The organism is Peredibacter starrii (assembly GCF_034259205.1).
In the GTDB taxonomy this organism is placed as follows: Bacteria; Bdellovibrionota; Bacteriovoracia; order Bacteriovoracales; family Bacteriovoracaceae; genus Peredibacter; species Peredibacter starrii.
Genome location: NZ_CP139487.1, coordinates 4,095,229 through 4,109,421, shown reverse-complemented (window position 1 = coordinate 4,109,421; position 14,193 = coordinate 4,095,229). Strand labels below are relative to the sequence as shown.

General features: G+C 41.6%; 14 protein-coding genes. 6 read left to right on the top strand and 8 right to left on the bottom strand.

Translation table 11 applies throughout. From position 1 onward, the window contains the following. Window positions 1–93 precede the first annotated feature (93 nt). From SOO65_RS20515 to SOO65_RS20490, 6 genes are all read right to left on the bottom strand, one after another. Window positions 94–1,164 (bottom strand): protein-glutamate methylesterase/protein-glutamine glutaminase, encoded by a 1,071-nt coding sequence (locus SOO65_RS20515; RefSeq protein ID WP_321395107.1) that lies wholly within the window; start codon window positions 1,162–1,164, stop codon window positions 94–96. Between the two features lies 1 nt (window position 1,165). Further along, window positions 1,166–2,059 (bottom strand): CheR family methyltransferase, encoded by an 894-nt coding sequence (locus tag SOO65_RS20510; protein ID WP_321395104.1) that lies wholly within the window; start codon window positions 2,057–2,059, stop codon window positions 1,166–1,168. Then, complete coding sequence (locus SOO65_RS20505) at window positions 2,056–3,960, bottom strand: chemotaxis protein CheA (protein ID WP_321395101.1); 1,905 nt, start codon at window positions 3,958–3,960, stop codon at window positions 2,056–2,058. The genes SOO65_RS20510 and SOO65_RS20505 overlap by 4 nt, the downstream gene beginning before the upstream one ends. 36 nt (window positions 3,961–3,996) lie before the next feature. Beyond that, entirely contained in the window at window positions 3,997–4,455 is a 459-nt protein-coding gene (locus SOO65_RS20500) for a chemotaxis protein CheW (protein WP_321395097.1), read from the bottom strand. A gap of 282 nt (window positions 4,456–4,737) precedes the next feature. Further along, on the bottom strand, window positions 4,738–5,391 hold the full coding sequence (locus SOO65_RS20495) for a response regulator transcription factor (RefSeq protein ID WP_321395094.1): 654 nt from the start codon (window positions 5,389–5,391) through the stop codon (window positions 4,738–4,740). Then, window positions 5,378–6,907 (bottom strand): sensor histidine kinase, encoded by a 1,530-nt coding sequence (locus tag SOO65_RS20490; protein WP_321395092.1) that lies wholly within the window; start codon window positions 6,905–6,907, stop codon window positions 5,378–5,380. Before SOO65_RS20490 ends, SOO65_RS20495 begins: the two co-directional genes overlap by 14 nt. A gap of 374 nt (window positions 6,908–7,281) precedes the next feature. Between SOO65_RS20490 and SOO65_RS20485 the strand changes: the two genes are divergently transcribed. The 6 genes from SOO65_RS20485 (at window position 7,282) to SOO65_RS20460 (ending at window position 12,062) form a co-directional block, all read left to right on the top strand. After that, the gene (locus SOO65_RS20485) at window positions 7,282–7,614 is read left to right on the top strand and encodes a methyl-accepting chemotaxis protein (protein ID WP_321395089.1); all 333 of its coding nucleotides are present in this window, start codon (window positions 7,282–7,284) and stop codon (window positions 7,612–7,614) included. A 126-nt stretch (window positions 7,615–7,740) separates the two neighbouring features. Then, the gene (locus SOO65_RS20480) at window positions 7,741–9,078 is read left to right on the top strand and encodes an HD-GYP domain-containing protein (protein ID WP_321395088.1); all 1,338 of its coding nucleotides are present in this window, start codon (window positions 7,741–7,743) and stop codon (window positions 9,076–9,078) included. Window positions 9,079–9,087: 9 nt separating this feature from the next. Beyond that, a complete protein-coding gene (locus SOO65_RS20475; RefSeq protein ID WP_321395086.1) occupies window positions 9,088–9,921 on the top strand; it encodes a chemotaxis protein CheX in 834 nt (277 codons plus the stop codon). A 30-nt stretch (window positions 9,922–9,951) separates the two neighbouring features. Continuing rightward, a complete protein-coding gene (locus SOO65_RS20470; RefSeq protein WP_321395084.1) occupies window positions 9,952–10,734 on the top strand; it encodes a hypothetical protein in 783 nt (260 codons plus the stop codon). A 9-nt stretch (window positions 10,735–10,743) separates the two neighbouring features. Then, window positions 10,744–11,466, top strand: a complete 723-nt coding sequence (locus SOO65_RS20465; RefSeq protein ID WP_321395081.1) for a hypothetical protein — start codon at window positions 10,744–10,746, stop codon at window positions 11,464–11,466. 11 nt (window positions 11,467–11,477) lie between these two features. Beyond that, on the top strand, window positions 11,478–12,062 hold the full coding sequence (locus SOO65_RS20460; RefSeq protein WP_321395079.1) for a pyroglutamyl-peptidase I: 585 nt from the start codon (window positions 11,478–11,480) through the stop codon (window positions 12,060–12,062). Here the strand turns inward: SOO65_RS20460 and SOO65_RS20455 are convergent. Then, entirely contained in the window at window positions 12,021–12,719 is a 699-nt protein-coding gene (locus SOO65_RS20455) for a Crp/Fnr family transcriptional regulator (protein ID WP_321395077.1), read from the bottom strand. The genes SOO65_RS20460 and SOO65_RS20455 overlap by 42 nt on opposite strands. A gap of 58 nt (window positions 12,720–12,777) precedes the next feature. Then, on the bottom strand, window positions 12,778–14,121 hold the full coding sequence (locus SOO65_RS20450) for a PAS domain-containing protein (RefSeq protein ID WP_321395075.1): 1,344 nt from the start codon (window positions 14,119–14,121) through the stop codon (window positions 12,778–12,780). Window positions 14,122–14,193 lie beyond the last annotated feature (72 nt).

Sequence of the window (14,193 nt, the reverse complement as noted above, 5' to 3'; positions counted from 1 at the left end):
GGTAAACTTAATTTAAGCTACGAAAAGAGAGGATTTGAGAGTGAAGAACATGGACCTTATCCAAGTGAGGACAAGGTCCATGAGAGATACTTTTTATGAAACTTTTCTAACGTCCATCTGCTTGATGATTTCGCCTGCGATCTCATCCAGAGGCATGACCTTATCGATGGCACCAACTTCAATTGCGACCTTTGGCATTCCGAAAATGACACATGTCTCTTCGTTCTGAGCAAAGTTGTAACTTCCTGCTTTTTTCATCTCAAGAAGACCCTGGGCCCCGTCTTTTCCCATACCTGTGAGGACAACCCCAATGGCATTTGATCCAGCATAGTGGGCCACAGATTTAAGAAGGTAATCGGCAGCGGGACGAACTCCATGCATGGCCGGTTGTTGATGCAGCTTAACGTTGTAGTAACCACCACTGCGAACAATCTCCATATGGAAGTCACCCGGAGCAATAAGTACGCGTCCAGGAAGAACCTTGTCTCCATCTTCGGCCTCTTTCACCTCGAAAGGAAACATCTTGTTCAAATGCTCAGCATAAGTCTTAGTAAACACCGCTGGCATATGTTGCACAATCACAGTTCCTGGAATGTCTGCCGGTAGACCTGCGAGAAGTACTTTAAGGGCCTCCGTTCCACCTGTCGATGAAGCAATGGCAAGAATCTGGTGGGTCGTTTTTAGAAGAGCTCCACTGGTTGGAACATGGGTCTTCGCCACTGGATTAACCAGTGAAAGACCTTTCTTTTTAACTGGTAGCTTTGATTTCGCCACCATTTTAACTTTAGCGATGAGTTCATCTTTAAAGGCAAGTACACCTTTGGTCACATCAATCGCCGGCTTTGCCATTGTATCGATTGCACCAACTTCAAGACATTTTAGGGCCACCTCTGAACGCTCTAAGCTCAGAGAAGAGAAGATGATGGTGCGAGTAGGAAAGTGTTCCATTACTTTTGTAAGGAACGTGATCCCGTCCATCTTCGGCATTTCAATATCCAGAATCATTACGTCTGGTTTAAGAGCGACCAGCTTTTCTCGGCCAACATATGGATCTGGTGCTGTACCAACCACTTCAATATCAGGATCCGAGCTCAGAATTTTTTGAAGCATCGTACGAATTACGGCAGAGTCATCAACTAGCAGGACTCGAATCTTTTGCTGCATTTTAAACCTTCTTATACACAGCGTGGCTGATTGGGCGCACGTTTTTATTTTTTAGAAGACCAGTTTCTACATGTCCTAAGAAAATAAGTCCGCCAGGTTTAAGTTGAGAAATCAGCATATCGATCACTGCAGTTGAAACCTCTTTCTCAAAATAGATCAGAACGTTTCGGCAGAAGATCACATCAAACTTCTCTTTGAAAGCGGGCTTATCTTGAATCAGGTTAAAACGGGCAAAGTTAATCATCTTACGAAACTGAGGCAGGACCTTATACGTGGTATGAGTCTTGTCTTTGATCGGCTGAAAATAGGCCTGTTTCATTTCTGGAGGAACAGTCTTGATCTCTTCCTCTGAATAGTTGGCCTGAGAGGCCTTCTTGAGAATTTCAAGATCGATGTCAGTTGCAAGGAACTCCAGCGCCTGACGATCAATGGGGAAGCCACCGCTCAAAAGAGTCATGAGGATTGAGTATGGTTCCTGACCAGAACTCGCAGCACTACACCAAACGCGGAAAGAACTCGTTGTAAATTCTCTTACCGCCATTCTTTCCTGAAGGTATTTCTTCAGGACGTCATAGTGAGCACCCTCACGGAAAAAGTGAGTTGTATTGGTTGTCAGACATGAGATGAACGACTCTTGCAGGGTCTTGTTACCGCTCATGAGTTTTGTGGCAAGTTCAGCATAGGTCTTGTACTGATACTTGCTCATGAGTGAATGAACTCGACCGGCCATGAGTGTGCGGTTTTTCTCGTTATTTGGAAGAGAAATTCCAGTTAGATCTTTTACGATCTCGGCCAGTTTTTCAAACCCCGCCTTATCGGCAATAAGATGTTCGTGGGTCTTTTTACCAGTTTCAATAAAGTCTACTGGTGGAGCTTTGAAAACTATATTACTCATGCTGCTAGCCTGTTTTGTTCTTTGTTATTCTTCAGCACTGATTTACAGACTTCATCTGTATCAATCACGAACCCGATTCCTCCGTGAGAAAGAATACAAGAAGCAGAGATACCAGTTGATGTTCTGACGATTTCGTTAATCGGTTTAAGAACCACGTGAACTTGTGCCACGAATTCATCAATACCAATTCCGAAGTTCTTACCATCAACATCCATGATCAGAATCATTTTGCTGATTTTGAAATCCGGGCTTAGACCAAGAGTAGCGTCCAGTGTCGCGTAAGGAATGACTGTCTCACGGTATTTGAACATGTTCAGACCGTTTGGATCAGTGATGAAACTTACTTTGTCACCAGAAAGGATCTCAAGTACTTTCTCCGTCGGGAAAATGTATGAGCTGTTGTTCGACTTCACATGAATACCTTCCTGGATGGAAGTTGTGAGTGGAAGAATCAGCTTGAAGCAAGTACCTTTCCCAAGTTGTGAAGAGATATCAACTTTACCATTCATTTTTTCTACTGTCGTTTTCACCACGTCCAGACCCACACCACGTCCTGAAACGTCTGTGATCTTTTCCGCAGTTGAGAACCCCGGCATCATGATGAACTGGAAAATTTCGTTTTCAGTCAGATCTGACATCTTTACAGATGGAGAGATAAGACCATTTTGCATTGCTTTGCCGAAAACTTTTTCAGCATTGATTCCTCTACCGTTATCTTTGATCGATAGAATGATCTTTGAGCCAACGTGCTCTGCCTTCAGAAGGATCGTCCCCTGAGATTCGATACCGTGGTCAACTGAGTTTCTCAGCATGTGAAGAAGCGGGTCAGTCAGAAGCTCGACCATTGAACGGTCAATTTCTACGTCTTCACCACTCTGTACGAATTCGATGTTCTTATTAAGTTTGATTGAAACGTCACGAACCGCACGCTGACACTTTAGGAAAAGGTTCTTCATGCTGATCATTCGCATACCAAGAGTTTCGTCTTGAAGTTCACGAATTGTTTTTTCTAGGAGCGAGTAAGTTGCTTCAAGAACATGATCGTCACGATATTGTTCCACGCGGTTTGCTAATTGTGATTTGTTAATCACAAGCTCACCAACAAGGTTCATGATTTTATCGATCTTATGAGCATCAACTTTCACAGTGGCGTTAGCGGCCTTTGATGAAGCAGCGTCTTTAGGAGCGGAAGCTGAGGCAGCAGCGGCCTTTTTTTCTTCTTCTTTGTGCTCGCGAACTTGTTCTAGTTGAATCACCGGAGCGGCCGGCTTCTGGGCCTTCTCAGATTGCTGATCAGCGATGACTTTTGCAATTTCGTCTTCTGACAGGTGCATGTGTTCTTCAGTCAGTTGTACACCAAACTTCTGATTCACATCGGCCATGACTTGTTTCCAGTCATCGTCACTTTCAATTGACTCGGCCTTTGTCTCTTCAGATGGACCAGCTGGCATCAGGTTCTGATCTTCTGCAGGAGCTGCATGGGTATCATGACCGGCGTGACCGAATGAGATCAAATAATTATTAATATCGAATGCCAGAACGGTAACGTCCCAATCTGTCTTCTCTTTTCCCATCAGGAAAGCGACCTTTACTTTGAAAGCATCACCACACTTTAGAAGTGTTGTAACGATTTCCGGAGTAAGGCATGACGGATCTTTTTTAAGGATCTGAAGAAGATCCTCTACGATGTGGGCGAAGGCCGCCATTTCTGAATAACCAACAGCAGAGCTGGTGCCTTTCAGACAGTGGGCAACACGGAAAATATTTGTTACCTGTTCCGCTTTATCATCAGTCTCTTCCAGCTTGAGGAAGTATTCTTCCCATTGTTCTAGGAGAGAGCAAGCTTCTGCCAGAAACTCCTGACGTAACTCTTCTAAGAATCCATCATCATCAATCGTCATATACGCTTCCTTACGTTTTTATAAAATCAGTTTTCTTTAAGCTGCAGCTGCAGAATCCATTCCAAGCATGTCACGCTTCGATAAACAACGGAAAATATCGATCAACATAACGAGGTGATCGTCCATCTTTCCGATTGATTTAACGAATGAGTACTCATCTTCAGAGATGGGAGAGTCATCGATTTGAGCTTCTTGTAAATGAATCACAGCTTGAACTGAATCAACGATCACACCCACGTGACCGATCTCAGATTCAACTACGATGATACAAGTCTCTTTTGTTACCTCTGCAACAGGCATGTGCAGACGCTTGCGAAGATCAACAACAGTAATCACTTTACCGCGAAGATTCATCACACCTGCGACGAAGTCCGGTGCTTCTGGTACAGCGGCGATTTCAGACATGCGATTAATTTCACGCACGTTCTCGATGCCTACGCCATACGAGAGGTTTTGAAGTTTAAACGTTAAATACTGGCCACCTTTCATTCTCATATATGCTCCTAAAATCCTTCGGCCTTACCGATGGTGCTGTGGTTCTTATCGTCAAATGGAAGAATATTTGTATAACTTTTCTTATTATTTTCTTTAGATAGAACGGAATATTTGTTCGGTAGTATAGCTAATGACTCAGTTAATATGACAAACATGCCCGTCTCTCCGTTGGAAAACTACTTAGTACTCATCGTGTAAAATGAGGTTGGTCTTAAGTAATTTTACGGAAAGGCAATATCTGCCGTTGAGATGGAAGAAATCTGAAGTGTTGGATCTTAAGGCTTAAATCTTATCGTCTTGAATTAACTTTAGTTTCCAGGCCAGAGCAACTGTTTCAGCTCCGTTGTTGGTCCCAAGTTTCTTCATGATATTTACCCGATGAGTTTCCACTGTTCTTGGACTCACATTGATTTGCTGGGCGATTTGTTTTGAACTAAGTCCCTTGGCCATGTAACCAAGAATCTCTAACTCACGTGAAGTGAGAAGAATGGAATACTTAAGGCCCTCTGGTGGAGGAGTGAGAGTGTCTTTGTTATTAAAGTTCATGTTCGAAGGAAAATAACTTCCACGCTGTCTTACTTGATCCAGGGCCTCGATAAATTCCCCAGCTTCGATGTCCTTCGGAAGATAGGCATTTGCGCCTTCTTTCAGGCTGCGAAACATATACTCTGGATTCTCATGCATAGAGAGCATAACAATTTGAAGATTTGAATTGATGTCCTTAATTTTTTTAATGAGATCAATGCCGGAAATATTCGGTAAAGAGACGTCGAGAATAAGAATATCAATGTCTAGATCAGAGAGAGTGCTCAAAAAAACATCCGGACGACTTTCCTCTCCAACGACTTGATATTCAGAGTGCATTGAGAGAATAGACTTTAGGCCGTCGCGAACGATTTTATGATCGTCTAAGAGGTAAACATTAGTTTGTTTCACTGAGTATTTCCCGTAAATTAAATGTTACTTTAAATCCTAGACCTTTATCATAATGGACTCTCATCATTTCGCCACCGAATAATTTGGCCCGGTAGTTTAAAGATGCTGGAAGGGGCCTATTTCCGTCCATGCCCTTACCATTATCGTAGTAGTTAAGGACCAATTGATCGTCCTTCTTAAGAAATCCTAATTTAATATTAGTTGCTTGCGAGTGTTTGAGACTGTTTTGGAAAAATTCCTGAACCATACGATACAAATTGATATCAAATTCTTTCGTAAATTTAAGTGTTTCGACATCTGGATTAACAATATATTCAATCTCATGAGGGACAATTTGTTTTTGCTTTTCAAAGTAATCTCTGATGGCATACCAACAGCCAAAGTCCTTAATCAAAGTTGGCATGAGATCGTGAGAGATGGAACGAATCTCATGAATGACGTCATCACAGGTCTTAGAAAGATTATCAATATGCTCGTGCTCCACATCCAGGGTGCGTTTTTTTAAGCGAGATAGACCCCACTTAAGGACCGTCAGATATTGACCAACACTATCGTGAAGTGTGAATGAAATTTTCTCCCTTTCTTCTTCTTGGGCCTTTAAAACCTGAATGGCCGATTCATTAGTACTTCTTTCTTTTTGAGAGTTGAGTTTATTGATCTCATTGTTAAGATCTTCTAATTCATTCGAGGTCCTTTTGGTCAGGAACAATGAACAGAGAAGATTAGTGATACACATGGCAAAACTTGCCAGTGCCATCTGAAAAATCAAACTTTGCAAGGGACTTTGAACTTCACTGATGTCCATTTCGGCCAGTAAGACGTATTCCAGGGAATCATATATGAACGGAGTATAAGAACTCAGCACTTCGACGTTTCGATAATCACGAACTACGAAATTTCCAGAGTTATGAGAGAGTCCATCAATCACAGAGTCGTTCTTAATTTCCCCAATTTCTTCATTCGGAACATGGCGAGAGGCACTCTTGATTTTAAAATCTCTGCCCACCAGAAATGTTTCACCGGTACTCCCAAGTCCCTCTTGAGGAACAAGAAGTTTATTTAAAGCAGTATTGTTAAAAAACCACAGGAATGATTCTTTTCCTACGTTGACTCGAATGAAAATCAAGGAATCCATGAAGGACGTGAAAGTTTTATTCTGCTGGGGAAGACTTTCGAGGGAGAACTTTAGATCTCTTCCGGCAATGGTACTGGGCTCACCGTTTCTTAAAACAATAAGAGATTCAAGCTCAGGTTGATTAAGAGGCAGTTTCTTTCCCTGGCTCAATTCAACACTGGCATCAACGACCTTTAATTTCAAAACATCAAAATAGAGAGTGAGTTTGTCTTTTGTGAGATTTCTCACAGAGGTCATGTGCTGTTTCACACGATTGGTAATAATGGGTTTTCTGCTGCTATAGACGAAACCGATGAGAATAATAATGATCAGTAGATTGATCAAACCAATCATCAAGAAGCTTGAAAACAGTTTTCGATTTACGTTTGCGTTTCTTAACAAGCCGGTTCTTTTGCTAAAGAATTGTAATCTTCTTAATCAGACGAGAAAAAATTGAGGCAGTGAGAGGCCCTGATCACGGCAAAATTTTCTAGTTTTTTCCGGAATTAAAATCCCGCCGATACTTCATTCCTATTTTACTACTAAAGGATAACAGCGTAACGATTTGATTTAATAAACCAGTATTTCTACCTACTTGCGGGGCATTAAATAGACTTTGTTTGCTACGTAGTTCTACTTATAAAAAATGTAAAATTAAGTAGAAACTACTATGGAACCCTCTAATATGGGAGCAGTTAGGAGCTTTTCTTTGGATGGTCTTAGGCCAGAGTAAGAGTTTCTACTTAGATTTTTTACTGCATACCCGGAGGTTAGTAATGAGGCTTAGAAGTGAGCAGGGCGAACAAGAGATTCTAGAGCTTTTAAAAGTTATGTCTCGTATGGCGAAGTCTGCGAAGAGGATCGAAGAGATCACAGAGGTGATGGATAACATCTCTTTTCAAGCTGCTCTACTAACTTTAGATGCAAATATTCTACACGCGGAATCTGGAAAAAGCTGGGACGGCCTTTCGAGTGTTAAAAATTCTGTTCGTGATTCGGCCGAAGAAATGTACTTCCAATTTAATCTACTTCTGGATGAAGTATCTGACATGAAAAGACTTGTAGGTGATAAAGGTCAAAGATTCGCGAAGACCAAAGATTTAAACTAATCTGAAATGGTAAAACAAATGTTTGATCCATAGGAGAGAAAAAATAGTGATAAAGATCCTAAAAGAAATTGGTTTTGCTGATATAACTGAAGCTGGTGTTTTTACATAAAGTTTCAGAGGAAAAAAATGTTTAACATTTTAGTATTCGGCACTAATTCAGATCCAATACCAGAAGAGTTGAAAACTCTTGCCAACAACGTTGAGATCGTTGGGTATGATTCGGAAAAATTAATGGAACCGTCCGAGCCGGTACCAAGCCTTATACTTTGTTATCCACATCAAGGTGAAATGTCGACGCTTGAAATCGCGCAGACCCTTCGGATGTATTATCAAGAGCTGCCGATCTTTTTCATTGCGAGCGAGAAAAAAGACTTTGATAAAAAACGCCTGGTTAAAAATGGATTCACTCAGGCCTATCTTTTACCTTGGGAAAAGGCGGATCTTCTTCGCTCGCTAAAAGAAGAATCCATTTATTCAGTGGTTCCAGAGCTCCGTGATTATCAGGTGATCAAGGTCGTAGATCTTACTCCTGGTACTGTTCTCGATTTCTCGTTGAAGGTGTTTCTTCCTAGGAATAATAAGCTGGTTCAATTTAGTCACGATGGTGATCCTATTAGTGATGATAAGTTTGCCAAGCTCTACGAAAATCATCTCAATACGCTTTTCATTCACAAAGATGAATTGGAAAAATTCAGAAAATATACTGCTGAAACTTTTAAAAAACTTCTGATGCCAAATAAGATCAGTGAAACTGACAAGCAGATGAAGCTCGAAAAATGTGTGAGAGAGTTGATCTCGGACATGTTTTATGAAGACACTCAGGAAAATACCTTCACCAAGTCACAGGCACTGCTTAATGAAGTGAAAGAAATCATTAAGCTTCTTCTTTCTGAAGATGACAAAGACATCATGAAGAAAGTGGGAACTTTGATAAATCAGGAAGGAAACTTCTATCTTCATCTTTCAAACGTTTCGGCGTTCGCTGGACTTTTTGCGATTGTACTGGGTTTTGAAAAACCAGAAGAGATGGCTCTCGCAGGTCTTCTTCATGATATTGGTAAAATCAATCTTCCGGTTGAAATTGCGGAGATGGACGAGCGTGAAATGGGACCTCATGCACTTGAGGCCTATAAGAAACATCCTAACTATTCAATCGATGTAGCGAGACTGAAAAGGATTGCTCTTCCTAATACCGTCATCAATGCGATTCTTCAGCACCATGAGGCCATGAATGGGACCGGTTATCCGGCCGGAATAGCCTCCAGTAAAATCACCAAAGAAGGGCGACTTCTGGCGATTGCCGATGCTTTTGATTATAAGACGACGATGCATCCAGGGAAACCAGCAGTATCAATGGGCCAGGCGTTGGTGGAGCTATTTCAAGAGAACTCCGCCGATCCTGCTCGAATTATTCTGGATCGAGAAATGCTTAAAAAGTTGAAAGATTTTTTTACTAAACAATAATGAGGGCACATGCCAACCGCCATTAAGTCATTTCAAATTGTCACCGGTACAGAGTATGTTACCATCCGACTCAATGGCATTTGTGACCCTAATAATCTTCGTCCATTTCTGGATGAGATGAAACCCTACCTCGAGCAAGCTGTTCCTTTTATCGTCGTAAATTGTGAGCACTTGTTGGACATCTCCAGTGAATGGATCAGACAGTTAATTAAGATCCAGGTGGTCTTAAAGCAATTTGATAAGGCCATGCGCTTTATTTTGGTGAATAGCAAGGTCATGTCGCTCTTTAAGAACGAAGGCGTCGATTCGGCCTTTAAATTCTGCAGGACACTTAAGGACGCTTTAGTTGATTTCGGTCTGGTGAAAGATAAGACCCTCGATACGAATTTCGTAAATCCCTTTTTGACCGCGGCCCTTCATGTTCTGAAGGTCCAGGCCTCGGTTGAGGCACAGGCAGGGAAGATCTACATAAAGAAGGCAACTGATACTCTTCTTGGAGATGTGTCAGGTGTCATCGGAATTGTGAGTGATGCATTCGAAGGATCAGTTGTTATTAGTTTTCCTGAGCAAACTTTTTTAAGTGTGATGTCAGGAATGTTAGGTGAGACCTATACTGTCGTGAATAAGGAAATTCTCGATGGTGCCGGTGAGATCACGAATATGATTTTTGGACAGGCGAAAATTGTACTGAACGAACAGGGTTACGGAATTAAATCTGCCCTTCCTTCTGTGATCAACGGAAAAAACCATTCAGTCTCAGGGCTTACTAAGGGTCCAATTGTGGTTGTGCCGTTTACAAGTTCAGCGGGGGAGTTTTTCGTAGAAATCTGTCTCTCAAAATAGTTTTATTTTCGCATGTACAAGGATGTTTAGGTGAAAGTGCTTTTGATCTTACTGGCTTTAGTGCCTCTTTGCGCCCAATCGCAAATTGAGGACAATTCTTTTTTGCTCGAAGAGGCGTATAACCAGGAATGGGGCGTCTATCAATTCATTCAGCAGTATCAGACCTTCAATAATTCAAATAATTTTGCCTATGCATTCACTAACGAACTTCCAATTACGGATAAGACCCATCAGTTCTCCTATGGTTTTGGGTACGAACGTTATGATGGAGTTGAACACGGTTCAATTACTGACACGACCTTAAGTTATCGCTGGCAACCGGTTAACCGTGACGGACTCTTAGTTGCCGACCGTTTTGGCCTGATTGTCCCAACCGGTAGTGTTGAAAAAGGCACGAGCTCCGGTGTTTATGGATTTGAGTTCGTTCAGGCCGCGACCATTACCATGGCCCCACAATGGATGAATCACTGGAACTTTGGATTCAAGGTCTTACCGGAGGCCAAAACGAGTGGAGTTGATAAGCGAAGAACACTCAGCACTTTCAAGGCGGGGACAAGCTTTATTTACCTTTTAAATGATCATTTCAACCTTATGCTGGAAGGTCTTCTGGAGTCTGGGCAAGGCGTAGATGAAGAGGGAAACAAGACCAATGAAACCTCATTTACCATCAACCCTGGATTCCGTTTTGATATGAATCTGAATTGGAAAGACACACAAATTGTACCGGGAGTAAGTTTTCCCACTGAACTTTTAAACAGTCCGACTCAGCATGCAGTTTTATTTTATTTATCTGTAGAGCCAAAGTTCTACTAGGAACAAACTATGTTAGAAAAAAACGTTGTTAATATTTTTGAAAACTCATTTTCTCCCATGAAGGAACTTACCTTGGAATTGGGTCTGTCTTCATCCATCGTGAGCCTGGGGCAAACGACCTTTTATCATTTTATGAAAACTGTCATGATTGATGAAAACGTATTTTCAAATTATCTTAGGGTCATCAGAAGTTGTTCAGTGAAATTTCATTATCAGTTCATTGAACTATCAAGCGTAATCGCAACTCAACTGGCCTTTGATCTGGATGTGACTAATCGAAGAAAAAACGTGGAGCAGATTGTTTTCGCGGCCATGTTTTGTGATATCACTTTAAGAAAGTCAGAGTGGATTCATATTCGTTCTCCGGAACAATTAAAGGGTCTTTCAGGTCTCATCATTAAAGAGATAAATATGCATGCGCTTAAAGCATCCGAACTTGCCTTTAATTCAAAGTTTGCGCCTGAAGATGCCTGGAGAATCATTCGCCATCATCACGCTGATTTAAATGGCCTGGGCTTTGGCAAATCAGTTGATGAAAACTTCTGTGCGATGACAAAATGTCTTATGACCGCTCAGGAAATTGCTTATACCATTCTCATGAATCCAGGTGTATCTGCACGTGCACTAGTGGCCGACACGGTCCAAAAACTTTCGGAAACGGAGTTGAAAGACCATGCCGAGAGCTTTGAGGGACATTGCCGTTCTTACTATGGTAAGGTCGCTTCCTGTTAGTAGGAGGACCCATGCGCATTCTTATTTCAGGCTTTGAAGCTTTTGGTGGTAGAAGCACCAATCCCACTGCCACGATGGTTAGAAATATCGAATTGGGTCGCCTCCACGTTCCTGAAGGTATAGATCTCAATACCATTCTTTTACCTGTGACATTTGAAAGGGCCTTTCATGTTATGGAAGAAAAGATTCAGACTTTTCGTCCTGATGTGGTTCTGGCATTTGGATTAGCAAGCTCACGTCATGAAATTGATTTAGAGAGAGTGGCGATTAATTGTTTGGATGCAGAGATCGATGATAACAATGGGCATAGACCTATGGATAGGCCCATTAGTGAGAAAGGCGAAACGGCCTATTTTTCGACCTTACCGTTGAGGCAATTTGAAATTGCCCTTAAAGAGAAAGGGTTTCCGGTCAAAATTTCCAATTCCGCTGGGACGTTTGTGTGTAACTATCTTTTTTACAAATTGATGGAGAGTCAGCTGGTTCGATATGCTGGATTTATTCACGTCCCTTTGCAGGAGACTCTATCAGAAGAAAAGCTACTGGAAGCAGTATCAGTTATCCTGAGCGATTGCGAAAAGGGTCTCTTCATCTAAGACGTAAATGACTTTGCCTTCCTGAGCAATTAATTCGTCTGATTTAAAATCAGACATAATACGAATGACCGTTTCGTTAGCTGTTCCAATCATCGAGGCCATCTCTTCGCGAGATAGTTTGATATCAAGACGTGTACGACCTTTATCTTCGACCCCATGCTTTTTCATCAGAGTTAACAGAAGTTCGGCCATACGGGCCTTAACGGTCTTTTGCGCCATGGAAGCGCCACGATCTTCGGCCTCACCCATGGCCTTACTAAGCTTCTGAATGAGCTTTAAAGCAACAGATGGTTCCATCTGAAGGGTATTGTGAATGAGCTTCTTTTCTAAGAAACATACGGTAGCGTCTTCAAGAACTGTTGCAGTGGCAGCGTAGGCCTCATCACTGAAGAGCGAACGGTGACCTAAAACATCACCAGGAGCGGCAATGCGAACAATGGATTCTTTACCTTCGGGACCGATTTTGGAAATCTTGATTTTGCCGCTATTGATGCAATAGAGGCCCTGAGGTTGATTGCCTTGAAGAAAAAGGGTCTGTCCCTTCTTGTATTGATTCATCAACTTTCCAGAGCTGATTCCTTCAAGGGCATGCTTGGAAAGTTCACAAAAGATACCTTGGTCTCTACTAGCGCAATTCTCACAACCAAAGCTTTTCATATCCCTTATCCCGATTTGTTTTACTGATTTTCATCATAGTTCAAATCTAGAAAGAAGACTAACCTTTTAGTAGCGCCATTTCAAAAAGCCTTTCAATATTACCTGATACTCTCTCTGAAGATTGATAGATCTCGTTTGTGTTCTTCGAAAGAACATCACGTTGCTCGTTTAAAGTTGAGATGGTGCGCGATAAGAGAGAAGTAAAACTATCCATTTCAGTAAGATAATAATCGAAAGACTTTTTCACTTCGTCAGTACGGGCCGATTCAATGGCGCCAATTTGCTTAATCACTTCCAGACCACTAATAAACTTCTGAATTTCCTTAATCTGCGCCGTGATGGCATTAAGGCGATTCTGAAGGAGAGATAGTTCCTGGCCTAAGGTCTTAATGGAGTGATTGAATAGTGAGGTAAAGACCTCGCGATTTTGCAGCATTCCTGCAAAGGCATTTTCTGAAGTAGATAATTTATTGATCGATTCTTTTACAAAAAAATCCACCATGATCATCTGGGTCTTAAGTGCTGCCAAATGAAGTGAGCAGTGCTTAATAACATCTTGCAGTTCTTTTACGAAGCTTGAGAACGTAGTAAGTTGTTCTTCAATCTTGGCAGCGAGTTTTGAGAACTCTTCTGAGATCACTCCCAGAGTCACTGCCTCATCGCCAAAATTTCCTGCCAGGATCTTCATATTGATTGAAAGGAATTTAAGCTTATTGAATTCGTCCTCAAGCATATTCACGCTATTGATAAAGACTTCATTACTTTTTTGATAAGCGCTAATTTTGGCAAAGTTCTGATCAAAACTAGCTGCAGTTTTTGCTGTAACATCGGAAATGTCTTGCACCACATGATCATTAGAAGTCGCTTGATTTGATGATTTAAGCGCTTTATCTCTCGAGCTTAGTTCGAGAATGGCCGCTTGAACCATGAAGTCTTCATAGTCACGAAAGCCTTCTTTGCGAACAAGATCCATTAGCAGCGGGTCTGCATCTTCCATCGAAGTTTCTTTCTCGTGTTGAAGGACACGATGATAGATCTCTTGAACACGATCAAAAACTTTTGAAGTTGGTTTAAATCGAATGGAAAGATAACCATTCTGAACGGGGAAAGCGAAAGCAAATACCCAGTAGTAACGTCCATCGGCCGCCATGTTTTTTACGTAAGCACCAATTGGTTTATCTTGTTTTAAAGTGTCCCAGAAAAGTTTGAATACACACTTCGGCATATCTGGATGACGAATGATGTTGTGTGGAGCACTTAGGATGGTCTCACTAGGATAGCCACTAATACGGATAAAAACATCGTTACCGTATTGAATGATCCCTCTTAAATCCGTGGTGGAGAAGAAAAGTTCATCGGCTTCGAAAGGGACTTCTTTACTAACTGGTGTTGGTTTTTTCATATGTATATTTGACGGCTTTATCGGCTTTTATTTCATGATTTACATCATCTTTCTTAAATTATCTTTGGCCAG